Origin of the sequence: Solimonas sp. SE-A11, from assembly GCF_030345715.1 — a bacterium.
In the GTDB taxonomy this organism is placed as follows: domain Bacteria; phylum Pseudomonadota; class Gammaproteobacteria; order Nevskiales; family Nevskiaceae; genus Solimonas_A.
In genome coordinates this window covers 144265-168229 of record NZ_JAUASX010000002.1, presented here as the reverse complement: position 1 = coordinate 168229, position 23965 = coordinate 144265, and the positions used below count along the sequence as shown (strand labels likewise).

Sequence of the window (23965 nt, the reverse complement as noted above, 5' to 3'; positions counted from 1 at the left end):
GCGCGACAACTGATCCCCTGGCTGTACGGCCAATCCCGACCGATGGCGCCGTTCAGCCCGGGCAGCGGTGCTCCGGCTCGGCGCAGGGTTGGCGCTCGATCTGCACCGTGACATGGCCTATCCCCCTGCTACTACGCAGGAAATCGCCGATTCCGGCGGTCACCTGGTCGCCATCGGCAGCGGGGCCGAGCACGGCGTGCAGGGTAATGATGCGTTCCCCGGGGGTCAGGGACCAAAGGTGGACATGATGAATCCCGGCGACGCCCGGGACGTTCTCGCGCACTTCGCGTTCCAGTTGGGCGGGATCGAGCTCCGTCGGGCTGCCCTGCAGCAGGATATGCCCGGACTCGCGGGTGATGCGAAGCGCCGTGCGTAGGATCAGCCCGCAGACCAGCACCGATAGCAGCGGGTCCACCGGCGTCCAGCCGGTGGCCATGATCACCAGCGACGCGATGATGGCCGCCACCGAGCCCAGCAGATCACCCAGCACATGCGCCAGGGCGCCATCCACGTTGAGATTGCCGCGCTCGCCCCTGTGCAGGATCCAGAAGGCCGCGATGTTCACCAGCAAGCCCAGGCAGGCGATGACCAGCATCGGCCCCGCCAGCACCGGCACCGGCTCCCACAGGCGCAGCACCGCTTCCACCGCGATCCAGGCAATCAGGGCCAGCAGCGACAGCCCGTTGACGAAGGCCGCCAGCACCTGCATGCGGCCATAGCCGTAGGAGCGGCGTCGGTCGGAGGGGCGGCGGCTCAGGCGCACGGCAAACAGCGCCAGGGCCAGCGAAGCGGCGTCGGTCAGCATGTGCCCGGCATCGGCGATCAGTGCCAGCGAGCCGGAGATCAGTCCGCCGATGACCTCGGCCAGCATGAAGCCGGCAGTAAGGATGAAAGCAACCAGCAACTGGCGCTCGCTGCCATGCGGATGATCATGGGAGTGGCCATGGCCGCCATGATCGTGCCCGCGCGAATGTCCATGATCGTGGTCATGGCCGTGATGGTCGTGTCCATGCTTATGACCATGGCCATGAGCATGGCCTTGGTGGTGGGAATGGGACTTATGGGACGGGTGATCGTGCGGCATGGGTGAAAGCTTAACGGATAGCGGCAGGGCAGGGTCGGCAGGAGGGCTGTTCATGCCCATGGCCACGCTGGCCGGTGCCTACGGGCTGACAGGTGCCGCCACTTAGATAGGAGCCATTTTTGCGCTGGGGGCAATTGTTGACTGCCATCTATTTTGACCCTGCTCGTGGGGACTCTTGGTGAGCGGAAGCGAATGCCTTTGATGTTCGGACCCCTGTTGTGCGGGTGCCTGCGCGGTGGTCGGGCGCAGGGTCGAGCCGGACAGGATGTCCGGCCGAGGGGCCTCAGGCCATGGATGGCCTGGGGGCGCGACCCGTCGCGCCTGACCGCCGCGCAGGTTACCCCCCAAAGCGGGGCCGCCCGCACCTCAGGTGTGTTGCTTTGGTTACTTTCTTTTCACAAGAAAAGAAAGTAACTCGCCCACAGGCGAAATAAACCAACAGGGAGCCACCGCATCCGACCGGCGTAGTCGCCGGCGCCTCCGCGTCTCTCGATACATCGCCAAGCGGCACTTGGGATGAACGACTCGGGCATGCGCACCAAAAAAAACCCCGCCGAAGCGGGGATTATGCTGAAGCGGCGTTGCCTTACGGCACCAGCCCCGTCTCGTCCGGCAGCTTGAAGCCCGACACCGACTCGCGCAGCTTCTCGGACAGCGAGTTCAACTCGCCGACCGCTTGCGCCGTCTGGCCGGCGGAGCTGGAGGTCTGCATGGCGATGTCCCGGATGACCTGCATGGTGCCGGCGATCTTGGTCGCGGCGCCGGACTGGTTGCGGGCGGAGGAGGAGATCTCCGTGATCAGCTTGGCCAGTTCCTGCGAGGAGGATTCGATGCGGGTCAGCGACTGGCCCGCTTCTTCGGCACTCTTGGCGCCGACCACCACGTTCTGGGTGGAGCGCTCCATCGAGATGATGGCTTCGTTGGTATCGGCCTGAATCGTCTTGACCAGGTTTTCGATCTGGCGCGTCGCGGTGGCGGCGCGTTCGGCGAGTCGCTGGACTTCGTCGGCAACCACCGCGAAGCCGCGGCCCGCTTCGCCGGCCATGGCGGCCTGGATCGATGCGTTCAGCGCCAGCGTATTGGTCTGCTCGGCGATGTCGTTGATGAACTCGATGATGTTGCCGATTTCCTGGGACGATTCACCCAGGCGCTTGATGCGCTTGGAGGTGTCCTGGATCTGCTCGCGCAGCGCGGCCATGCCCTGGATCGTGCGACCCACGGTCTGGGCACCGTTGTGGGCCACCTGCACCGACTGCTGTGCCTGCAGTGCCAGCTGGTCGGCGCGTGCGGACACCTGTTGCATCGACTGCGCGGTGGAGGCGATCGTACTGGTCACCGCGTTGATCTCGCGCGCCTGACGCTCGGAGGCGTCGGTCATGCGCATCGCGGTCTGCGAGGTGTTGCCGGCCGAAGCGGCGATCTCCACCGAGGTGCTGTTGATCGTGCCGACCAGGTTACGCATGTTCTGGACGGTGTAGTTGATGGAGTCGGCGATGGCGCCGGTGAAGTCCTCCGTCACCGTCACGTCCACCGTCAGGTCGCCGTCGGCCAGATTGGTGATTTCGTCCAGCAGGCCGAGAATGGCTTGCTGCTGGCGGGCGTCACGGTCGTCGGCGAAGCGGATGCGGTTGCGGAAGTTGATGTAGCTCATCACCGCGGCGCCCACCATCAGCAACAGGGCGGCGAAGCCGGCCAGGCCGATCAGGATCGGCGCCACCACTTCCTTCACGCGGGTGTCGATCAGGCGCTGTTCCAGCGCGCCGGAGGTAGCGATGACGTCTGCCGCCGCACCCTTGATCTGTCCGGAGGCCAGCTGCATCTTGTTGATCGCCTCGGCATCGACGTTGATCGCCTTGGCGGCCTCGGTCAGCGGTTCGAAGCGCTCGGCGGCGGTGCGCGCGGCCGGGTCGCCCAGCAGGGCGTTGTTGCGCAGGAACTCGTCCACCTCGTGCTGCAGCGCATCGGCGGAGACCTTGGCATCGCGACCCTGCGACAGCACACGCTGCGCGGTGGCGGAGATGCGCTCCAGGCGATTCAGCTGGCCGGCGGCGGTGTAGATCTGCGCCGACGAAGCGCCGCGCGCGCCCAGGCGCTCGGCCATGTCGGTGTACAGCGTGTAGATACCCTGGTCCTGGGTAGGATCCTCCGAGGTGTGGATCGCCTCGGTGATGATCGAGATGTTGCTGGCGACGCGCTTGTACGGCACTTCGCCGCCGAGTACCGCCTGCACCACCACGTGCATCTTTTTCCAGGATTCGGCCACGGACTGCACTTCCGGTTGCACGATCGCAGGTGCCGGCTCGATGCCAGCCTCGTCGTCACCCTGGGCCAGGCCGTTGATGACGGTGCCGAGGTCGTCGGCGCGGGCGGACAGCGTCTGGAAGTCGGGAGCCACGCCGCGCGCCGCTTCTTCGCCGATCTGCGCCAGTTCATTGACGTCGGTTGGGATCGAGCGCGACAGCGTCAGCCACTGCTCGTCCTGCGATTCGGTCGACTGGATGTACAGGAAGCCCAGCATCGCGGCCGCCATGAACAGCACGGCGGCGACCAGCAGGGCCAACTCGCGACTGCTGGTGGCTCCCTTGGCCAGGTTTTTCTCTTCGGCCATCGTTCTCCCCCGAGTTTTCTAGGTTTTGCCGCCGGCTCAGGCGCCGAGCAGGGCGCTGATCTTGCCGAGCAGGTCGGGTTCCTTGACCGGCTTGACCATGTATTCCTTGGCGCCCTGGCGCAGCGCCCAGACACGGTCGGTTTCCTGGCTCTTGCTGCTGACCACGACGATGGGGATGTGGCTGGTGGCCGCATCCTTGCTCAGCGTGCGGGTGGCCTGGAAGCCGTTCACGCCCGGCATGACCACGTCCATGATCACGATATCGGGGCGCTCCAGCTTGACGCGGTCCAGCACGTCATGGCCGCTGGAGGCTTCGATCACCGTGTGGCCGGCTTTCTGCAGGATGGCCCGGAGGTTCTGCACGTCCGTCGGGGAATCGTCAACGATCAACACTCGCGCCATGTGCTTCCTCGATCAGCCCCGAAAAGGGCTGCCTCCCAATGAGAATTCTATAGGTACAGATGTTTGCTCAAGACTATACACCAAGCCCTGTCACAGGCTAACGCCTGTTGTCCCCACCCCTGGCTCAGGCCGAGAAGACCGTCTGCCCCCGCACCAGGGTGCGCACCACGCGGCCATGCATCTCGCTGCCGTCGAAGGCCGTGTTGCGGCCCGCACTGCGCAGCGCCGATGCCTGTAGCCGCCAGCGCGCCTGCGAATCCACCAGCAAAAGGTCTGCCGGGCGGCCCAGTGCCAGGCTGCCGGCTTCGGCGTCGATCACTGCGGCGGGGCCGCTGCTGAGGCGGGCCACCAGGTCCAGCGGCGCCATGCCGGTCTCGGCGGCGAAGCGCAGGGCTAGCGGCAGCAGGCTTTCCAGGCCGGAGATGCCCGGCTCGGTCTGCGGAAAGGGATTGGTCTTCGCGTCGATCTCGTGCGGCTGGTGATCCGAGCAGATCGTCCCGATCACGCCGCGGCGCACGGCCTCGCGCAGACCGTCGCGGTCCTCGGCGGAACGCAGCGGCGGGATCACGTGGCACTGGGCGTTGAAGCCGTCCACGTCCTCGTCGGTGAGGAACAGCTGGTGTACGGCCACGTCGGCCGTTACCGGCAGGCCGCGGCGTTGGGCCGATTCCACCAAGCCGGCGCCCTTGGACGTGGACAGGCGTCCCACGTGGATGCTGGCGCCGGTGTCTTCCACCAGCGAGACCCAGAAGCGCAGCGCGGCGACTTCGGCCGCGGCCGGGATCGGCGATAGGCCCAGGCGGGTGCCCACCGGGCCCTCGTGCACGCAGCCGCCATTGGCCAGCGAGGCGTCTTGGGCGAACACGTGAACGGTCAGGCCCAGGCCATTCGCATACTCCAGGGCGCGGCGTGCGATCAGGGAGTTGGCCAGGGGGGCATAGGCGTTGCCCAGGCCAACGCAGCCGGCCTGCTTCAGCGATCCCATCTCGCTCAGCGCCTCGCCGGCCAGGCCCTTGGTCAAGGCGCCGAGGACGTGGACGTTGAGCGGGCCCGCAGCACTGGCGCTGCGGTGGATACGGTTGACGATGGCGGGCGAGTCGATCGCCGGGCTGGTGTCGGGCGGCAGCACGATGCCGGTAATGCCCGAGGCAAAGGCCGCGGGAACCTCACTGCGGAAGCTGGCCTTGTGGCTCTGGCCCGGCTCGCGGAAGCGCGCCGCCAGGTCCAGCAGGCCGGGCAGCAGCCACAGGCCGGCGGCGTCCAGTGTTTCCTCGTAGGCGCCGGCGGGGGCGCCGCTGCCGAGGTGGTCGATCAGTCCGTTGCGGATGCCCACTTCGGCAATGCCGTCGAGGCCGGAGGCCGGGTCCAGCACGCGTGCGCCACGGATCAGCAGGCTCATGCTTCGGCTCCGAGGATCAGGGCCATCACCGCCATGCGAGCGGAGATGCCGTACTGCACCTGCTGCAGGATCAGGCTGCGCTCGCCGTAGGCGAGGTCGCCCTCGATCTCCACGCCGCGGTTGATGGGGCCAGGGTGCATGATGATGGCGTCGGGCTTGAGGTGGCGCAGGCGCTCGCGCGTCAGGCCGAAATCGCGGTGGAACTCGCCCAGCGAGGGCAGGAAGGCGCCCAGCATGCGCTCCTTCTGCAGGCGCAGCAGGATCACCACGTCGGCACCGTCAAGGCCGGAGGCTAGCGAGGGGTAGACCTTGGCGCCCATGGCCTCGATGCCGGCCGGGATCAGCGTCGGCGGTGCCACCACGCGGATCTCCTTGGCCCCCAGGGCGCGCAGGCCGTGGATGTCGGAGCGCGCCACGCGGGAGTGCAGGATGTCGCCGACGATGGCGACCGTCAACTGGCGGAAATCGCCCTTGTGCTTGCGGATCGTGTAGAGGTCCAGCAGGCCCTGGGTCGGGTGCGCGTGGCGGCCATCGCCGGCATTCAGGATCGCCACGCCCGGGGCGGCGTGCTCGGCGAAGAAATGCGCCGCGCCGCTGGCCTCGTGGCGGATCACGAACATGTCCGCCTGCATCGCTTCCAGGGTCTTGAGCGTGTCCAGCAGGGTTTCGCCCTTGGACGTGGACGAGGCCGAGACCTGCAGGTTCAGCACGTCGGCCGACAGGCGCTTGGCCGCCAGTTCGAAGGTGGTGCGGGTGCGGGTGCTGGCCTCGAAGAACAGGTTGATGACCGTACGGCCGCGCAGCAGTTCGAGTTTCTTCTCGGGGCCCTGGGTGGCGGCGTCCAGTTCCTCCGCCTTGTCCAGAATCTGCGTCAACAGGGCCGCGTCGAGACCTTCGAGCGTCAGGAGATGCCGCAGCCTGCCGTCGGGAGTGAGTTGGAGATTCGGATTCATGTTGGACGCGAATTATGAAGGCTCGCGCCCACGGTTTAGAAGGGCATTAGCGGGATATTGAACGGTTTTCGTGCAAAACCGGTGCTTTCAGACGTTTTCCAGCAGCCATTGCTCCAAAATCACGCGCGCCGCCTGGCCGTCGCGGTCGCCCTTGCGCACCCGGCGCTGCATGCGGCCGCTGGCGCGGGCCTCGCGCAGGGCATCGTCGGCGGCTCGAGAGGAATAGCGCTCGTCGGCCTGGTACACCGGCAGCTTCAGGCGCTTGCCCAGCGCCGCGGCAAAGTCCCGGGCCGGGCCGGTGATGGCCTGTTCGCTGCCATCCTCGTCCAGCGGCAGGCCCACCACCAGGGCGGCCGGGCGCCACTCGGCCACCAGGCGAGCGATCACGGCCCAGTCGGGGCCGGGCAGGGCGGGCAGGGGACGGGCGCTGCGGGTCAGGCTGTCGCCGACTGCGACCCCGATGCGCTTGGATCCGTAGTCGAATCCCAGGTAGACCGAGCTCACGCGTGACCGGCGTTGCCGGCGAGTTGGGTCACGTCCACGCCCAGCAGGCGGGTGGCGGCCTGCCAGCGGTCGCGCGCCGGAGTTTCGAACAGGATCTGCTGGCTGACGTCGGTATTGAGCCAGGCGTTGTGCAGGATTTCGCTTTCCAGCTGGCCTTCACCCCAGCCGGCATAGCCCAGCACCACGAAGTAGTCCTGGGGACCCTCGCCCTTGCCGATGGCCTTGAGGATGTCCCGCGAGGTGGTGATGAACAGGTCGCTGTCCACCTGCAGGCAGGACTCCCAGCCGCCCGGCGTGCGGTGGACCACGAAGCCGCGCTCCGGCTGCACCGGGCCGCCCCAGTAGACGATCTGCTCGTCGTTGAGCGCCTCATGTTCCAGGCCCATCTGCTCCATCATGTCGGCGAGCTTGAGGTCGGTGGGGCGGTTGATCACCAGGCCGATGGCCCCGTTGTCGTTGTGCTCGCAGAGCAGGGACACGGTATGGCTGAAATTCTCGTCCTCCATGCTGGGCATGGCGATGAGGAATTGGTTCTTCAGGATGGACTCGTCCATGGGGCTAGTATCCGGGTCGACCCCGAGGTCTACAAGCGCCCCGGGGCCCGTTCATCGTTGTCACGCACCCGAATGGGGCACCCGGCCATGCAGGACGCCCGATGCTGGTGCTACTTCAGGCGCGCCTCGACCGCTTGTATCGCCAGATCACCGATGTCGGTGCCGAAGGCCGCGTCGATCTCGCGGGCGCAGGTGGGCGAGGTGACATTGATCTCGGTCAGGTAGTCGCCGATCACGTCCAGGCCCACGAACAGCAGGCCCATTTCCTTGAGCTTCGGCCCCACCTGGGCCGCCAGCCAGCGCTGCCGCTCGGTCAGGGGGCGGGCCTCGCCGCGGCCACCGGCCGCCAGGTTTCCGCGGGTCTCGCCGGCCTTGGGGATGCGCGCCAGGCCATAGGGCACCGGTTCACCGTCGATCACCAGCACGCGGGTGTCGCCGTCGGTGATCTGCGGCAGGTAGCGCTGCGCCATGATGCTGCGCTGGCCGTTGTCGGTCAGCGTCTCGATCACCGCGCCCAGGTTCAGGCCGTCGGCGCCGATGCGGAAGATGCCCATGCCGCCCATGCCGTCCAGCGGCTTGAGCACCACGTCGCCCTGCTCGGCATGGAAGGCCTTGAGCTGGTCGGCATCGCGGCTGACCAGGGTCGGGGTGCAGCACTGGCTGAACCAGGAGATGAAGACCTTCTCGTTGGCGTCGCGCAGCGAGCGCGGCTTGTTCACCACCAGGGCACCCTGGTCCTCGGCGCGCTCCAATATATAGGTTGCGGTGATGTACTCCAGGTCGAAGGGCGGGTCCTTGCGCATCAGGATCGCGTCCAGCGAGCCCAGGTCGATCTCCTGGGGCTCGCCCAGGTCGTACCAGTGCTTCTTGTCGTCGTACACGGTTACCGGCCGCACCCGGCCGCGGGCCACGCCGTCGCGCAGCCACAGGTCGCCCATCTCCAGGTAGCGCAGCTGCCAGCCGCGCTTCTGGGCGGCCAGCATCAGGGCCAGGGTGGTGTCCTTATATGGCTTGATGGATCCGATGGGATCCATCACAACGCCCAGAACGCGGCTCATGCCGCTGCCGCCTTGGCCAGTTCCTCGCTGGCGGCGATCTCGCGGGCGGCCGCCAGGGCAGCCAGGCGGGCGACCACGCCATAGGCGTAGAAGCGGTTGGGGCGCTCGTCCGGTCCACAGCTCGGGTCCGGGGTGATGCAGTCTTCCTCGAAGGCCAGGGGCTCGAAGCGCATGCCCGGGGCGTTGAGGTTTTCCTGGTTGCCGCGCTTGGAGTTCAGGCGGTAGAAGCCACCGACCACGTACTGGTCGATCATGTAGACCACCGGCTCGGCGGTGGCCTGGTCGTCGCCCAGCTTCTCGAAGGTGTAGACGCCTTCCTGGATGATGGCGCCGGTGACCTCGCGGCCCTCCTTGGCGCTGGACATGTGGGTGCGTGACTTGCGGTTCATGTTGCGCACGTCATCCACGCTCTTGGCGGTCATCACGCCCATGCCGTAGGTGCCGGCGTCGGACTTGATGATGACGAACGGCTCCTCGGTGATGCCGTACTGCTTGTATTTCTCGCCGATGTCCTCCAGCAGCAGCTCCACGTTGGCCTCCAGGCATTCCCAGCCCTCGTGCTTCATGAAGTTGATCTCGCCGCAGTTGCGGAACAGCGGATCGAAGAACCAGGGGTCCAGGCCCAGCAGGCTGCCGAACTCCTTGGCCACCTCGCGGTAGAAGCCGAAATGCCCGGACTTCTGGCGCTTGTGCCAGCCCAGGTCCAGCGGCGGGATGATGTCCTGGTCGAGGTTCTGCAGGATTTGCGGGATGCCGGCCGACAGGTCGTTGTTGAGCAGGATCGAGCAGGGCGAGAAGTCGCCGACGAAGAGCTGGTCGTCGGCCCGCTCTACCGGTTCCAGCCAGAGCTTGCGGCCGGAGAGCTCCAGGACCAGCTCGGTGGGTTCGCGGATTTCGGGGTTGAGGCTGCCGATGTGCACCCGGTAGCCGGCCTTGCGGATCAGGTCGACCAGGGTGGCGACGTTTTCCAGGTAGAACTTGTTGCGGGTGTGGTTCTCCGGCACCAGCAGGATGCCCCGGGCGCTGGGACAGATGCGCTGGATGGCGGTCTGCAGGGCCTGGACGCAGAGCGGTTCGAAGGCCGGGTTCAGGTTGTTGAAGCCGCCGGGGAACAGGTTGGTGTCCACCGGAGCCAGCTTGAAGCCGGCATTGCGCAGATCCACCGAGGAGTAGAACGGTGGCTTGTGCTTCTGCCACTGGCTGCGGAACCAAGCCTCGATGTCCGGGACCTGCCGCAGCAGGGTGGCTTCGAGCTGCTGCAACGGCCCGGTTTGTGCTGTGACAAGGTGCGGCACGTAGCTTTGCATTGGGGGTCCCCGGTTCAGGCGCCGAAATGGTAGCGCAAAGTTTTTCCACGCCTCTTATGGGGGCGGTAGGCACTACTCTCAAGACTGTGCTAAAACGGCGAATAAAGCGCGCAGAAGACCGTGCAGCAAGCAGGGAGAGGGATTAGTGTCGACGCAGTCCAATGACACCGCCAAGATCATGGTGATCGACGATAGCCAGACTATCCGTCGCACCGCAGAAACGTTGTTGGCGCGCGAAGGCTACCAGGTCATCACCGCCCAGGACGGCTTCGAGGCCTTGTCCAAGGTGGCTGACTACCAGCCGGATCTCATATTCATCGACATCATGATGCCTCGCCTGGACGGCTACCAGGCCTGTGCCCTGATCAAGGCCAACCCCAAGTTCCAGAGCACCCCGGTGATCATGCTGTCGTCCAAGGACGGGCTGTTTGATCGCGCCCGCGGTCGTATCGTCGGCTCCGACGAATACCTGACCAAGCCCTTCACCAAGGACGAATTGCTGGGCGCCGTGCGCGCGCACGTGCGAAAGTAAGGCCCGGAGAAGGCATGAGCGCGGAACTCAGGAGCCTGCGTGATGACCCTTTCGAGCTGCTGTTGCTGCTCGAAATGCGCCTGCGCGCCACCAAGTTGGACATCGCCGCCGGCCAGGCCGAGAGCTGGACGGGGCTCGGCTTCCGGATCGGCCGCAACTGGCTGGCCGTGCCCAAGGACGACGTGCGCGAGGTGATCGTGCCGCCCAAGCCCACTCGCGTGCCCAACGCCAAGCCCTGGATGAGCGGCGTGGCCAATGTCCGCGGCGAATTGCTGACCATTGTCGACCTGCCGCGCCTGCTGGGCGTGGAAGGCGATGCCGAAAGCCGCGCGCGGCGCCTGCTGGTGTTCAATTCCGAGCGTGTTCCGGCGGGCTTCCTGGTGGACGAAGTCGCCGGCTATCGCCAGTTTTCCCCGACCGAACAGCGGCATGAGATCAAGCAGGACTCCGGCGCCTTCACTCCCTTCATGCTGGGCGCCTTCGTCCGCGACGGGCAGCCCTGGCTGGCCTTCAGCCTGCACCGCGTGGTGCAGGGCAGCGAATTCCTGATGGCGGGCCTCTGACATGAACGCCAGACTCCGCGCCAACACCGCCAACGGCCTGCACTGGGTACGCGGCGAGATCGAACAGAGCCTCTCCCGCGTCCGCACGCTGGTCGAGCAGCACGCCGAGGGCGGCACCGACCCACTGCCGATGCAGCAGGCCTTCGTGGAACTGCACCAGGTCCGCGGCACGGCGAGCATGATCCAGTGCCACGGCATCGCCGAACTGGCCGAGGAAATGAAGCAGGCCATCGGTGACCTGCTGCACAGCCGCATCCGCGAGACCGATGCGGCCTATTCGGCCCTGCTCGGTGCCACGGTGCTGCTGAGCGACTACATCGAGTCGCTGGCCGACGGCATGGATGACTGCGTCCTGATCCTGCAGCCGGCGATCAACGAGCTGCGCCTGGCGCGCGGCAAGGCCGTGCTGACCGAAGCCGACCTGTTCGTCATGCAGATGCAGGGCTTGGCCCTGGGGCTGCCGCTGCCCGAGGACGACGGACGCACCCCCGGCGCCGCACAGCAGCAGGCCCACAAGTACCTGGGCGTCTACCAGTCGTCGCTGCTGCACTGGCTCAAGAACGAGCCGGACGCCGCCACCGCCCTGGCACGCATCGGCAAGATCGCCGAACTGCTGGCGGGCTGTGCCGAGCTGCCGGGCGTGCACCAGTTGTGGCGCGTCGTCGCCGCGGTGGTGGAGGCCCTGCTGGGCCAGGGGCTGGACGACTCCCTGGAGGTCAAGCGCCTGATCGGCCGCAGCGGCGCGCAGATCAAGGCGCTGGCTGCCGAGGGCGAGCCGCGTGCCGACGCCGCCGTCGGCGACCTGTCGCTGCAGCTGCTATACTTCATCGGCCGCTCGCGCGGCCAGGGCCCTCGCGTCACGGTGATGCGCAAGGCCTTCCAGTTGCAACAGCTCCTGCCGGGCGCCTCCCAGCTCGAGGACCTGCGCCGGCGCATCCACGGACCCAATACCACGCTGCTGGTACGCGTCTCCGACGAGATCCGCAGCGACTTCGCCAAGATCAAGGACGTCATCGACCTGGCGGTACGCGCCGGCGGCAAGGGCCTGCCCGACCTGGAGGGGACGCGCAAGAGCCTGAAGCGCATCTCCGACACGCTGTCGATCCTGGGCCTGGGCACGCTGCAGCGTATCGTCGAGAACCAGGCGTTGCTGCTGGACGGCCTCGGTGACGAGGCCGCCCCGTCGGCCTGGATGGAACTGGCCACCTCGATCCTGCGCGTGGAGCACAGCCTGGACGATGCCCTGTTCCAGCAGCTGCGCCAGGCCCGCACCGGCGAGCCGGCGCAGGAGAATCTCCAGGAGATCGTGCCGCACAGCCGTGACCTTGCCGAGGGCATCGACGCCCTCCAGCGCGAGTCGCTGGTCAACCTGGCCAAGCTCAAGTCGCAGGTCGATGCCCTGATCCGCGGTCAGGACGGCAGCATCGTCGTGGTGGAAGCCGCGCGCATGCTCGACGAGATCGCGTCGGGCTTCCATATCCTGCAGGACGAACGCGCCGCCGGCCTGGTGGAACGCCTGGTCGCGGTGGTGCGCAGCCCGGCCTTCGCCGCGCTGCGCGAGTCGCAGGACCGTACCGATCGCTTTGCCGACGCCGTGGCCTGCGTCGAGTACTACATCGAGGCGGTGCGCGACAACCTGCCGGATGCCGGCTACATCCTCGACAACCTGGCCCGTTTCGTCGGCCAGCTGGACGCCGCTCCGGCCGCTGCGGCGCCGTCGGAGTCTGCCGCCGAGCCGCTGGAGCTGGCGCCGTCGCTGGAGATGCAGTCGCTGGCCGACCTGGTGCTGGCCGAGCCGCCGGCCGCTGCCGAGTCATCGCTGGAGCTGGCGCCGGAGCCGGTCGCCGTGTCGGTTCCCGTCTCCCCACCCACCCCGGTGGTGGTTTCCGCCGACGACGTCGATCCGGAAATCCGCGAGATATTCCTCGAGGAAGCCGCCGAAGTGCTGCAGACGCTGCAGTCGGCGATGCCGCGCTGGACGCGCGATGCCTCAGACCGTGAATCCCTCACCACCCTGCGTCGCGCCTTCCATACCCTGAAGGGCAGCGGTCGCATGGTCGGCGCCGCCGAGATTGGCGAGTTCGGCTGGGCCATCGAGCAATTGCTCAACAAGTGCCTGGACGGCTCCGTGGCCGTGTCCGCTCCGGTGGTGACCGTTGCCATCGAAGCGGTGGAACTGCTGCCGCGCCTGATCAACAGCTTCCGCGAGCGCCTGGGTGCGCCGCCGCCACTCGCCGGCCTGGTGGAGCGTGCACAGAACCTCGCCGCCGGACGCGGTGCGCAGGAGCAGCCCGAACCTGACCTGGTGCATATCTTCCGCGAGGATGCCCGCGGCAAGATCGCCGAGATCCGTGCCTGGCTGGACGGCCTGGATCGCGGCCTGCCCGATTTCGACGTCGATGACGACGTGGTGCGCGCCTATCACACCCTACGCGGCGCCGGTCACATCGTGGCCGCGACGCAGCTGGCGGACCTGGCCGAGGCACTCGAAGCCCACCTCGATTCCGTGCGCGGTGCCACGCTGCGCCTGAGCGCCGCCGATGTCGGCCTGCTCGCCGAAGCGACCACGGTCCTCGCCCAGTGGGTCGAGGAAGTCGGCAGCCCGGCCGTGGCACAGCAGGACGCCCGGCCCTGGCTGGCGCGCATCGAACATCTCAGCTCCGCCGTGCCCGAGGACGCCGTGCAGGCGGCCGAGGATCGCCAACTGGCGGAAATCTTCGCCGGCGAAGCCCTGGAGCTGGTACAGAAGTTCGAGGACACCGCCAACGCCTGGTCGCAGAACCCGGACAACCGACAGGCGCCGCTGGATCTCAAGGTCGTGCTGCACACGCTCAAGGGCGCGGCCTACATGTCCAACTGCCAGCCGATCGGCGATGTCGCCAAGATCCTGCATACCCGCATGGACGAGGCGATCGGCGGCGCGGTGCAGCCCGATGCCGCAGCTTTCAGGACCCTGGCGGAGCTGACCGAGGGCCTGTACCAGCTGCTCGATGCCTATCGCGACGGTCGCCTGCGTGACGAAGGCACCACCTGGGGCAAGCTGGCCGCCGGTTTCGCCTGGCGCGGCGAAGCGACCGTGTCGACCGCCGAAGAACCCCTGTCGCTGGCTGCCGACGCGCCCGAGGTGCCGCCGGAGATGCCGCCCATCTCGGTTGAACCGGTGGCCGCGGCCGCCGAGGAGATCGAACTGGTCGAGTCTGCCGAGTTGCCTCTGGCCGAACCCTTGCCGTTGCCCGAAGAGATCGAGGCGGCGCTCGAGGTGATCGAGATGCCGGCCGTCGAGGAAGCGGTCGAGACGGTGCCGGATGCATGGCCGGAAGCAAAGGCGATGCCGGACCTGGTGGTGGAGCTGGCCGTGGAGCCGGTGGCGGATGCGCCGCCGTCGATCGAATGGGCGGAGCCCGTCGTGCTCGAACTGTCCGAGCCGTCACTGGAGCTTGCCGAGCTCGGGTCGGAGATTCCGGAGCCAGTCATCGAACTGACGCCGGAACGGATCGAGCCGGCGCTCGAGCTGTCGGAGCCGGTGATCGAACTGGATCTTGCCGACCTGTCGGATACCGGCCTGGTGGTGGAGATTCCGCCGGAAGTCGAGGCCAGCATCGAGCTCATGCCGCCGGCCGTGGAAATGCCGGCCGTGAGCGAAGACGAAGCCATGGACACCGAGATGCTCGGCGTCTTCCTGGCCGAGGCCGAGGAATTGCTGGAGTCGCTGGATCGCAGCAACACCACGCTGGAACGCAACGTACACGACAGCCAGGCCACGGCCGAGCTCAAGCGCGTGCTGCACACCCTCAAGGGCAGTGCCCGCATGGCGGGGCTGGATGATATCGGCGAGGTGGCGCATCATCTGGAAACCCTGTTCGAGCGCATCGAGCGTGGCCAGGCACGTGCGGATGCCGGCTTTTTCACCAAGATGCACGCGGCCTCCGACGGCCTGCACCTGGTGCTGGACGACCTGCGCCGCGGCAAGATTCCCGATACCCAGGCATTGCTGGCAGACCTGACCGAGGAGCGTGGACCGCAGGCAGCGGAGCCTGACCTGGCCCCGGCGGCCTTCACGCCGGCCGCCGAATCACTGCGCAGCTACGACGCCGAGCTTGGCGAGATCTTCTCCGGCGAAGCCGCCGAGTTGCTGGAATCGCTGGAGCAATCGCTGCGTGTCTGGGTGGCGGAACCTTCCAACCCGGCGCCGATCCGCGACCTGCAGCGCGTGCTGCATACCTTCAAGGGCGGCGCGCGCATGGCCGGCCTCAATGCCATGGGCGATCTGGCCCATGACATGGAGACCCGCATCAACCGTATCGAAGCCGGGCTGGAGCCGGCGGACGCGTCGACGCTGGCCGAGCTGTCGAAGGAAGGCGAGCGTCTGCACCAGATGCATGACCTGCTCGAGCGCGGCGATGTCGCCCCGCTGATCGAGGGCGAAGCCGGGCAGCAGGAAGAGGCCGAGCTGCTGCCGGACCTGCCGGCCGAGGACGCGGCTCCGGTATCGCCGGCCCACGCCTGGGATCCGTTGCTGTTCTGGCGTCCGGAGGAAGAAGCAGAGGCTTCGTTCCGCCGCGAAACGGCGCGCGTTCCTGTCGAATCGCTGGACGGCATGCTCAACGAAGCGGGCGAAATCTCGATCTACCGCTCGCGCCTGGAAGAGCACAACAGCGGCGTCGAGGCGCAACTGGACGAAATGCGCCAGGCCATCGCGCGCATCCGCGACCAGCTCCGCCAGATGGATGCCGAGACCGACGCGCAGATCGCCGCGCGCGGCCTGGGCCAGGCGCCGGACCAGTCCGACCGGTACGCGGCCGAGTTCGACCCGCTGGAAATGGACCGCTACACGCGCATGCAGGAGCTGTCGCGCGCGCTGAACGAATCCATCGGCGACCTTGCCGGCCTGCATGCCACCATGGACGGCCTGATCAGCGAGGCCGATACCCTGCTGATGCAGCAGGGCCGTGTGAACACCTCGCTGCAGCAGGGCCTGATGCGCACGCTGATGGTGCCCTTCTCGCGCCAGGTGTCGCGACTGCAGCGCGTGGTCAAGCAGACCGCCAGCGAGAACGGCAAGCAGGCCGAAGCCGTCTTCGCCGGTATCGAGAGCGAGCTGGACCGCAACGTGCTGGAGCGCATGACGGCGCCGCTGGAACACTTGCTGCGCAACGCCGTCGTCCACGGTATCGAGGACCCCGCCACGCGCACGAACGCGGGCAAGGAACCCCAGGGCCGCATCGCCGTGGGCCTGTGGCGCGAAGGTTCGCAGTTGCTGATCGAGCTGCGTGACGACGGCAAGGGGCTGGACTTCGAGGCGATCCGCGCCCAGGCGATCCGCAAGGGCCTGATGCCGCCGGACGCCACGCCCAAGGACGACGAAGTGGCGCAGTTCATCTTCCAGCCGGGCTTCTCCACGGCCAAGAAGCTGACCCAGGACGCCGGCCGCGGCATCGGCATGGACGTGGTGGCCAGCGAGGTCAAGCAGCTGGGCGGCACGCTGGAATTGAATTCCGAATGGGGCAAGGGCACCCGCTTCCTGGTGCGACTGCCGCTGACGCTGGCCATGTCGCAGGCCCTGCTGGTCGGCGTCGGCCCCGAGCAGTACGCCGTGCTGCTGTCCAGCGTCGAGGGCATCGCCCGCATCCCGCGCGAGCAGCTCGACGACTTCTACCGCGAGGACGGCCCGCTGCTGAACTACGGCAGTGCCGAGTACCGCGTGCGCTACCTGGGCGACTTCATCGACGTGCCGCGCGACCGCACGACCGAATCTCGTACGGTCAACGCCATCCTGGTGCGCATGGGCGAAGGCCTGGGCGCTGCCGACCGCCGCATCGCGGTGGTGGTGGACCAGTTGCTCGGCAACCGCGAAATCGTGTCCAAGGCCGTGGGCCCTCAGGTCAGCTCGGTGGCCGGCGTTACCGGCGCCACGATCCTGGCCGACGGCCGCGTAGTGCTGATCCTGGATCCGGGTGCCCTAGCCCAGGACCGTGCCCGCCGTACCCTGGCCAGCCTGGCGGCGGGCAGGGCGGATGCCGCGGAGAAGGCCGAGGATTCGCGCAACCTGATCATGGTGGTGGACGACTCCATCACGATCCGCCGCGTCACCGAGCGACTGCTGCTGAAGAACGGCTATCGCGTGGTGACCGCCAAGGACGGCCTCGATGCCATGGCGCAGCTGCAGACCGAGAGCCCGGCGGCGATCCTGCTGGATATCGAGATGCCGCGTGCCGACGGCTTCGAGGTGGCGACCTTCGTGCGCAACAGCTCGCGCATCGCTGCCACGCCGATCATCATGATCACCTCGCGCTCGGGCGACAAGCACCGCGAGCGCGCCCGCTCGATCGGCGTCAACCGCTACCTGATCAAGCCCTACCAGGAAGAGCAGCTGGTCGGGGAGCTGCGTGAAGTGATCGACGAGAACCTCCCGTGAACCGCGAACAGATCTACGCCGTGCTGATGGCGCTGGAAGGCGACACGCTGCTGCTGCCCAATGCCGCGGTGGCTGAAGTGGTGGCGCGTGATTCGCTGCAGCCGGCCGAGCCCGGCGCCCCGGGCTGGCTGGCCGGCTACTGCGACTGGAACAACCGCCGCGTGCCGGTGATCAGCTTCGAGGCGGCCAACGGTTCCGGACACAATGCCGAGTCGCGTCGCGCCCGCGTGGTGGTGCTCAATTCCTTCGGCACGCACCTGCCCAGCGGCCTGCTGGCGATCGTGAGCCAGGGCTATCCACACCTGGTGACACTGAACCGCTCGGCCGTGAAGCCGCTGGAGCTGCGCCCTACCGACCGCGCCGACCTGGTGCTGGCACGCGTGCGCATCGCCAACCAGGAAGCCGCGATCCCGGACCTTGCCGCGCTGGAAGCCGAGGTCGCGCGCGTCCAGAGCGCAGCCTGACCGCGACGAGGCGGGTGCATGCGCCCTGACCTGACGCGCTACGCCTGGCTGTCGCTGGCAACGGCGGTCTTCACCTTGCTGCTCAAGCTGCTGGCCTGGAAACTCACCGGCTCGGTGGGCCTGTTGTCCGATGCGCTGGAATCGCTGGTGAACCTGGGCGGCGCCCTGATGATGCTGTCGATGCTGCGCATCGCCGCCATGCCGCCCGACGCCGGGCACGCCTATGGCCACAGCAAGGCGGAATACTTCTCCAGCATCGTCGAGGGCCTGCTGATCGTGGTGGCGTCGGGCTCGATCCTGTGGGCGGCGCTGCCGCGCCTGCTCGACCCGCGGCCGCTGGAAAGCGCCGGCCTGGGCCTGGCCGTGTCGGTAGCGGCCTCGGCCGTCAACCTGGCGGTGGCGCAGGTGCTGCTGCGCGCCGGGCGGCAGCACCGGTCCATCGCCCTTACCGCCGACGGCCATCACCTGATGACGGACGTCTGGACCTCCGGCGGCGTGGTCCTGGGCGTGCTGCTGGTGAGTTTGACCGGCTGGAACCGGCTGGACCCCCTGCTGGCCATCGCCGTGGCCCTGAACGTACTGTGGACCGGCCGCGCCCTGATGCTCGACTCGGTGGCCGGGCTGATGGATGCGGCCCTGCCGCCCGAAGACCTGGCGCAGCTCGAAGCGGTGCTCGACGCGTTCCGCGCCGAGGGTATCGGCTTCCATGCCGTGCGTACCCGGCGCTCGGCCTCGCGGCGCTTCATCTCCATGCACGTCCTGGTCCCGGGCGACTGGAGCGTGCGGCGGGGGCATGCCCTGGTGGAGGACCTAGAGCAGCGTATCGCCGCCCGCCTGGCGCCGGTCACGGTCCTGACCCACCTGGAGCCGATCGAGGATGCGGTGTCCTACGGCGACGAGGGACTTGACCGGCCCTGAACGGGTGGGCTTTCCGGCACCAAAACCGTTTGGACCTGTCACAAGGGAGTGGTATATCTAGGCCGAATATCCGCTCACACCCTGGATAGCCGGAGGCAGGACGCCCATGCAGCAACTCAGCGGTCTCGATACGGTTTTTCTGAACCTCGAAACCAATGCCGTGCCGATGCACATCGGTAGCCTCGCCATCATGGACCCGGCGACGGCCGGGCCGGACTTCGGCTTCGAGTCCGTGCGCCGGCTGATCGAGAAGCGCCTGCACCTGCTGCCGATGTTCCGGCGCCGCCTGATGACCACGCCGCTGGGCCTGGACCAGCCCTACTGGATCGAGGACCCGGACTTCGACATCGAGATGCACGTGCGGCATCGGGCGCTGCCGCGCCCCGGCACGCTCAAGCAACTCAACGATCTAGTCTGCGATGTCATGAGCATCCGTCTGGACCGCAGCATGCCGTTGTGGAAGGTGTACTACGTGGAAGGGCTGGAGGGCGGCAAGGTGGCGCTGGTGTCCAAGATCCACCACGCCTGCATCGACGGCGTCTCGGGTGCCGAGCTGTTCAGCACCTTGCTGGACATCACGCCGCAGCCGCGCGAGGTGCCGCCGCCGGAGGCGCCCTGGATTCCCGACGAGCTGCCGCCGCCACTGAAGCTGAGCTACATCACCGCGAAGAACTTCCTGTCGCGGCCGGGCAAGGTCTACAACCTGGCGCGACGCACGATCCCGCTGGTGCTGGAGGTACGCCGCGAGGCCATGGCGCGCCAGCAGGCCAGCCGCCGCGCCACGCTGGTGGATGCGGACACCAATCGCAAACCGATGGTGATGGCGCCGCGCATGCGCTTCAACACCACCATCACCGCGCGCCGCTCCTACGCCACCGGCTCGCTGTCGCTGAAGGACATCAAGCTGGTCAAGAACGCCTTCGGCGTGTCGCTGAACGACGTGGTCATGGGCGTCTGCGCCGAGGCGTTGCGCAACTACCTGCTGGCGGGCAAGGAACTGCCGGCCAGGCCGCTGATCGCGGCGGTGCCGATGTCGGTGCGCTCCGATGGCGAGCGCGGTGGCAACCGGGTGACCATGCTGCGGGCCTCGCTGGCCACCGACATCGCCGATCCGGTGGAGCGCCTGCAGGCCCTCAGCGCCAAGATGGTGGGCGTCAAGCGCAGCATGAAGGCGATCCCGGCCAGCCTGATGCTGGATTGGGCCCACACCCCGCCGCCGGCGGTCATGGCGCAGGCGGCCCGGCTGTACGAGAATTTCAGCATCCAGGACCTGGTGAACCCGCCGTTCAACCTGCTGATCTCCAACGTACCGGGGCCGCGGGTGCCCTTGTACCTGGATGGGGCGAAAGTGGAGGCCCACTATCCGATTTCGATCCCGTACCATGGACTCGCCTGTAACATTACGGTATTCAGCTACCAGGACAGCCTGGACGTGGGCATCACGGCGCACCGGGGCACCGTTCCCGACGTCGAGGTGATCATGGAAGGAATGGCAGCAGCGCTGGCGCAGCTCAAGCATCGCGCGCAACAGCAGCTGCGAAAGACAGGATGACGCGAGGAGGGGTGGGGTAGTGTCCGTGACGCTCAAGGAGATCGACCGTCTGATCCAGGTGCTGTATGGCACGGCGCTGGAGATCGACTGGCCCACGTTCCGGCGCGAAGCGCTGGCCCTGGTCTGCCGCGCCAGCGGCGCCCTTTCGGCGCGCTGGCTGACCCGTTCGCGCGGCAGCGTCCACGGCGAGTTCAGCGAATGGCCGGGCAGCGGCGGTGATGCCGAGATCCTGCTGTCGCTGGCGCCGCCCAACAACCAGCGCGAGCGCTGGGTTGAATCGCTGCCGGTGGAAACGCCCGGGCAGCCGGCTCGTCAGGGCCTGATCCTGAACTACTCGCACCGCAGCAGCCCGCTGCTCACCAGCCTGATCCTGCTGGAGTTCCCCCAGCATCAAGAGGTGGAACTCAAGGAAGACCTGCGCCGCGCGGTGGGCCACATGGTGGAGGCGAGCACGCTATCGCTGCGCCAGGTGGTGCAGCGTGACGAGTGGCTGATCTCGCTGGGACGGCCGTCGCGTGGTTCCGCCGCCCTGGTGGACGAGGACGGCACGGTGTACTCCGCCAGCGGCCGCTTCCGCGACCTGCTGGTCGGCGAATTCGGCGAGGGCGATTTCCATGACCTGCCGTTCCGCCTGCCGCGTGCGGCGCTGGAGGAGCAGGGCATCTTCACCGTCGGCACGCTGCACCTGCGCGTCTCGACGCATGGCCGCCTGTTCCTGCTGCATGCGCGGCGTCCGTTGCCGCTGGACGGACTGTCGCCGCGCGAGCAGGAGATCGCCCGCGCGCTGTCCGAGGGCAAGACCTTCAAGACCGTTGCGCGGCAGCTGGATATCGCCGTCAGCACGGTGGCGAACCATGCTTCCAGGATCTACCGCAAGCTGGGCATCTTCCGGCGCGAGGAACTGGTCAACCTGCTGCAGACGTCGAAGGTCGCCAAGGCGGCCTGAGCGCCGCTTCGGCGGTGCATCCGGTACAGTGCCGGGGCACCAATACTGATCGTGCCTCCGACAGAGAGGCCTGGGGGAGAACATGCGCAACCATCTGCGCGGCCTGGCGGCCGCGGTCCTGTGCTGCGGGGCGCAAGCCGCGCAGGCGATCCCGGAAGGGCCGGAGTATCCGTCCGCTGCCTGGACGCAGCGCGAGCTGGCCAACTATGCCCGCACCCTGGAAGGTCCCACCGAGCAGGCCACCAACCCGGCCTTCCTGCTGCGCCTGCAACTGCAAAGCGTGTTCAACGCGCAGCAGTGGCTGCTGCGCGGGCTGAAGGACCCTTCCTGGCTGAGCCCGCTGGCGGCCAATACCGCGGTGCTGCCGCTGTGCACCACCTGGGCCGAACAGTGCGCCGGTGATCCCTACCGTTATCCCGGCATCGACCCCTTCTACGAGACGGAGGGCGAGGTCACGCCGGTGGTGTTCTACGACCACGGCTGCGCGCGCATCTCCGGGCGGGTGTGGAAGCCGCGCGCGTCCACCGGGCGTGCCTTGCCCGGCGTGGTGATCGAGAACGGCTCGATCCAGGCGCCGGAGCCGCTGTACTGGTGGATGGCGCAGGCCCTGGTGCGCCAGGGCTACACGGTGCTGACCTTCGACCCGCGCGGCCAGGGCCGCTCCGACATGCAGACGCCGAGCGGCGGGCAAGGGGGAAACTTCAACTCCGCGGTGTTCTGGGAAGGGCTGGTCGATGCCATCGACTTCTTCCACTCGACGCCAGTAGCCCCGTACCCGCACAACCTGAGCTGTGCCGGCCGCTATCCCACCGAGGTGGCGGCCTTCAACCCGGACCATGCCGTGCAGGACCGCGGCCGGCTCGGCATCGCCGGGCACTCGCTGGGCGCGCGCGGCGTGTCCGTGGTGCAGTCCTACGGAGGCCCCGGCGCGGCGCCCTGGCCGGGGCTGCTGGATGCGCAGAACCCGGTGGATGTGATCGTGGCCTGGGACAGCCTGTCCAGCGGTGACGGTATCGTGCCGCGCGTGCCGGCCATGGGACAGACCTCGGAGTACGGCATCGCCGGCACGCCGTTGCTGAGCCCGCCGGATCCGGAGGCGCACAAGGCTGGCTACGAACAGTGGGTGGCGGCGGGCCAACCGGTATTCCAGCTGACGATCCAGGGCAGCACGCATTTCGAGTGGAGCCTGATCCCGACCTTTCCCTCCAGTTCCTGGTGCCCCAAGACCTCCAACGGCCGCTGCGAGGGTGGCTGGGGCCGGCCCCTGGCGGAGCACTACTCGGTCGCCTGGCTGGACCGCTGGCTGAAGCAGCCGGGAGAAGCGGGATATGCCGACGCCGACCAGCGCCTGCTGGCGGACGCGGACTGGCAGGAGCGCTACAGCTTCCACTACCGCTCGGCACGCCACTACCCGACGCGTGCGGGACGCACGGCGGCCTGTGACGACATCCGTGCCGGCTGCACCCATCCGTCCCTGGATGATGCCGGAGGCGGCACTGGTGGCGGCTCCTCCGGTGGCGCGCCCGGTACCGGGTTGCTGGGCCTGCTGCTGGCGCTGGCGCTGCGGCGTCGCGCTATGCTGCGGGGGCCGTGACCGCCCGCCGTTTACCGACACATCTCCTGCTGCTGTCCCTGCTGCTGCCGCTGTCCGGCTGCAGTACCTTGGGCTACTACGGCGGCCTGGCCCAGGGACAGCGCGCCCTGCTGAAGGCGCGCGAGCCGATCGACCGGATCGTGGCCGACGAGCAGCGGGACCCCGAACTGCGCCGGCGCCTGCAGAAGGTGCAGCAGGCGCGCCAGTGGGCGGTGCAGAAACTGGGCCTGCCGGACAACCGCAGCTACACCACCTACGCCGACCTGGGCCGCCCCTTCGTGGTGTGGAACGTGTTCGCGGCGCCCAAGCTGTCGCTGGAGCCGTACCAGAACTGCTTCCTGCTGGTGGGCTGCATGGCCTACCGTGGCTACTACGAGCGGAATCGCGCGGAGGACCGCGCCGAGGAGTTGCGCAAACAGGGCTATGACGTCCACGTCGGCGGCGTGCCGGCGTACTCCACGCTTAACTGGTTCGCCGATCCTGTGTTGAACACCATGATGCGGTGGTCGGACGAAGTTCTGGTGGGGATGATCTTTCACGAGCTGGCGCACCAGGTACTGTACGTACGGGACGACACCGCCTTCAATGAATCCTATGCGGAGTTCGTCGAGGATCAGGGGCTGGAGGAGTACCTGGCCGAGACCGGCGGTAGCCGCGAGGCCTGGCAGTTGTATAGCCACCGCCGCCGCCAGTTTGTCGACCTAGTGCTGGCGACGCGCTCGCGTCTGGCCCAGGTTTATGAGTCGCCCATGGGCGACGAGGACAAGCGCAACGCCAAGCAGCGCCAGTTCGAGCAGTTGGCGGAGGACTACCGGCAATTGCGCGATGGCCCCTGGACGGGCTACGCCGGCTTCGATGCCTGGTTCTCGGCCGCGGAGCCCAACAATGCCCGGCTGCTGCCTTTCGCCCTCTACGATGAATACAAGCCTGCATTCGCTGCGCTGCTCCGGCAGAGCGGTGGAGATTGGCGACGATTTCACGTCGCCGTCAGGGAACTTGCGAAGTTGCCGGCCAGTCAACGCAGGCAGCAGTTGCGCGAACTGATGCGCCAGCAGGTCGATGGCAGTACGCCCTAGAAAGGGGATGTCGTTTTTCCGCTGCAGCGGGCACGC

At 67.6% G+C, this 23965-nt stretch carries 19 protein-coding genes; 10 read left to right on the top strand and 9 right to left on the bottom strand.

Features of this window, described 5'->3' with window-relative positions:
* Positions 1–52 precede the first annotated feature (52 nt).
* The gene (locus QT386_RS04245; RefSeq protein ID WP_289272498.1) at positions 53–904 is read right to left on the bottom strand and encodes a cation diffusion facilitator family transporter; all 852 of its coding nucleotides are present in this window, start codon (positions 902–904) and stop codon (positions 53–55) included.
* 39 nt (positions 905–943) lie between these two features.
* Between QT386_RS04245 and QT386_RS04240 the strand changes: the two genes are divergently transcribed.
* Complete coding sequence (locus QT386_RS04240) at positions 944–1090, top strand: hypothetical protein (protein ID WP_289272497.1); 147 nt, start codon at positions 944–946, stop codon at positions 1088–1090.
* 580 nt (positions 1091–1670) lie between these two features.
* On the opposite strand, the gene QT386_RS04235 is transcribed toward QT386_RS04240, so the two are convergent.
* From QT386_RS04235 to gshA, 8 genes are all read right to left on the bottom strand, one after another.
* Entirely contained in the window at positions 1671–3692 is a 2022-nt protein-coding gene (locus QT386_RS04235) for a methyl-accepting chemotaxis protein (RefSeq protein WP_289272496.1), read from the bottom strand.
* Positions 3693–3728: 36 nt separating this feature from the next.
* Complete coding sequence (locus tag QT386_RS04230) at positions 3729–4094, bottom strand: PleD family two-component system response regulator (protein WP_104228324.1); 366 nt, start codon at positions 4092–4094, stop codon at positions 3729–3731.
* A gap of 124 nt (positions 4095–4218) precedes the next feature.
* On the bottom strand, positions 4219–5493 hold the full coding sequence (locus QT386_RS04225; protein WP_289272495.1) for a dihydroorotase family protein: 1275 nt from the start codon (positions 5491–5493) through the stop codon (positions 4219–4221).
* Positions 5490–6446: an aspartate carbamoyltransferase catalytic subunit gene (locus QT386_RS04220; RefSeq protein WP_289272494.1), complete on the bottom strand. Its 957-nt coding sequence runs from the start codon at positions 6444–6446 to the stop codon at positions 5490–5492. The genes QT386_RS04225 and QT386_RS04220 overlap by 4 nt, the downstream gene beginning before the upstream one ends.
* Before the next feature lie 87 nt (positions 6447–6533).
* Positions 6534–6950, bottom strand: a complete 417-nt coding sequence (gene ruvX / locus QT386_RS04215) for a Holliday junction resolvase RuvX (RefSeq protein ID WP_289272493.1) — start codon at positions 6948–6950, stop codon at positions 6534–6536.
* On the bottom strand, positions 6947–7504 hold the full coding sequence (locus QT386_RS04210) for a YqgE/AlgH family protein (RefSeq protein ID WP_289272492.1): 558 nt from the start codon (positions 7502–7504) through the stop codon (positions 6947–6949). Before QT386_RS04210 ends, ruvX begins: the two co-directional genes overlap by 4 nt.
* Positions 7505–7614: 110 nt before the next feature.
* Entirely contained in the window at positions 7615–8562 is a 948-nt protein-coding gene (gshB, locus tag QT386_RS04205) for a glutathione synthase (protein WP_289272491.1), read from the bottom strand.
* Entirely contained in the window at positions 8559–9869 is a 1311-nt protein-coding gene (gshA, locus tag QT386_RS04200; protein ID WP_289272490.1) for a glutamate--cysteine ligase, read from the bottom strand. The genes gshB and gshA overlap by 4 nt, the downstream gene beginning before the upstream one ends.
* 178 nt (positions 9870–10047) lie before the next feature.
* On the opposite strand from gshA, the gene QT386_RS04195 reads away from it, so the two are divergent.
* The 9 genes from QT386_RS04195 (at position 10048) to QT386_RS04155 (ending at position 23929) form a co-directional block, all read left to right on the top strand.
* A complete protein-coding gene (locus tag QT386_RS04195; protein WP_289272644.1) occupies positions 10048–10401 on the top strand; it encodes a PleD family two-component system response regulator in 354 nt (117 codons plus the stop codon).
* Positions 10402–10415: 14 nt separating this feature from the next.
* Complete coding sequence (locus tag QT386_RS04190) at positions 10416–10964, top strand: chemotaxis protein CheW (protein WP_289272489.1); 549 nt, start codon at positions 10416–10418, stop codon at positions 10962–10964.
* Between the two features lies 1 nt (position 10965).
* Positions 10966–17379 (top strand): Hpt domain-containing protein, encoded by a 6414-nt coding sequence (locus QT386_RS04185; RefSeq protein WP_289272488.1) that lies wholly within the window; start codon positions 10966–10968, stop codon positions 17377–17379.
* Positions 17376–17843: a chemotaxis protein CheW gene (locus QT386_RS04180; RefSeq protein WP_289272487.1), complete on the top strand. Its 468-nt coding sequence runs from the start codon at positions 17376–17378 to the stop codon at positions 17841–17843. The genes QT386_RS04185 and QT386_RS04180 overlap by 4 nt, the downstream gene beginning before the upstream one ends.
* Before the next feature lie 18 nt (positions 17844–17861).
* On the top strand, positions 17862–18761 hold the full coding sequence (locus tag QT386_RS04175) for a cation diffusion facilitator family transporter (protein WP_289272486.1): 900 nt from the start codon (positions 17862–17864) through the stop codon (positions 18759–18761).
* 106 nt (positions 18762–18867) lie between these two features.
* Positions 18868–20313: a wax ester/triacylglycerol synthase family O-acyltransferase gene (locus QT386_RS04170; RefSeq protein WP_289272485.1), complete on the top strand. Its 1446-nt coding sequence runs from the start codon at positions 18868–18870 to the stop codon at positions 20311–20313.
* 19 nt (positions 20314–20332) lie between these two features.
* Complete coding sequence (locus QT386_RS23335) at positions 20333–21259, top strand: helix-turn-helix transcriptional regulator (protein ID WP_289272484.1); 927 nt, start codon at positions 20333–20335, stop codon at positions 21257–21259.
* Positions 21260–21341: 82 nt separating this feature from the next.
* Complete coding sequence (locus QT386_RS04160) at positions 21342–22853, top strand: hypothetical protein (protein WP_289272483.1); 1512 nt, start codon at positions 21342–21344, stop codon at positions 22851–22853.
* A complete protein-coding gene (locus QT386_RS04155; RefSeq protein WP_289272482.1) occupies positions 22850–23929 on the top strand; it encodes an aminopeptidase in 1080 nt (359 codons plus the stop codon). The genes QT386_RS04160 and QT386_RS04155 overlap by 4 nt, the downstream gene beginning before the upstream one ends.
* The last annotated feature ends 36 nt before the right edge of the window (positions 23930–23965 follow it).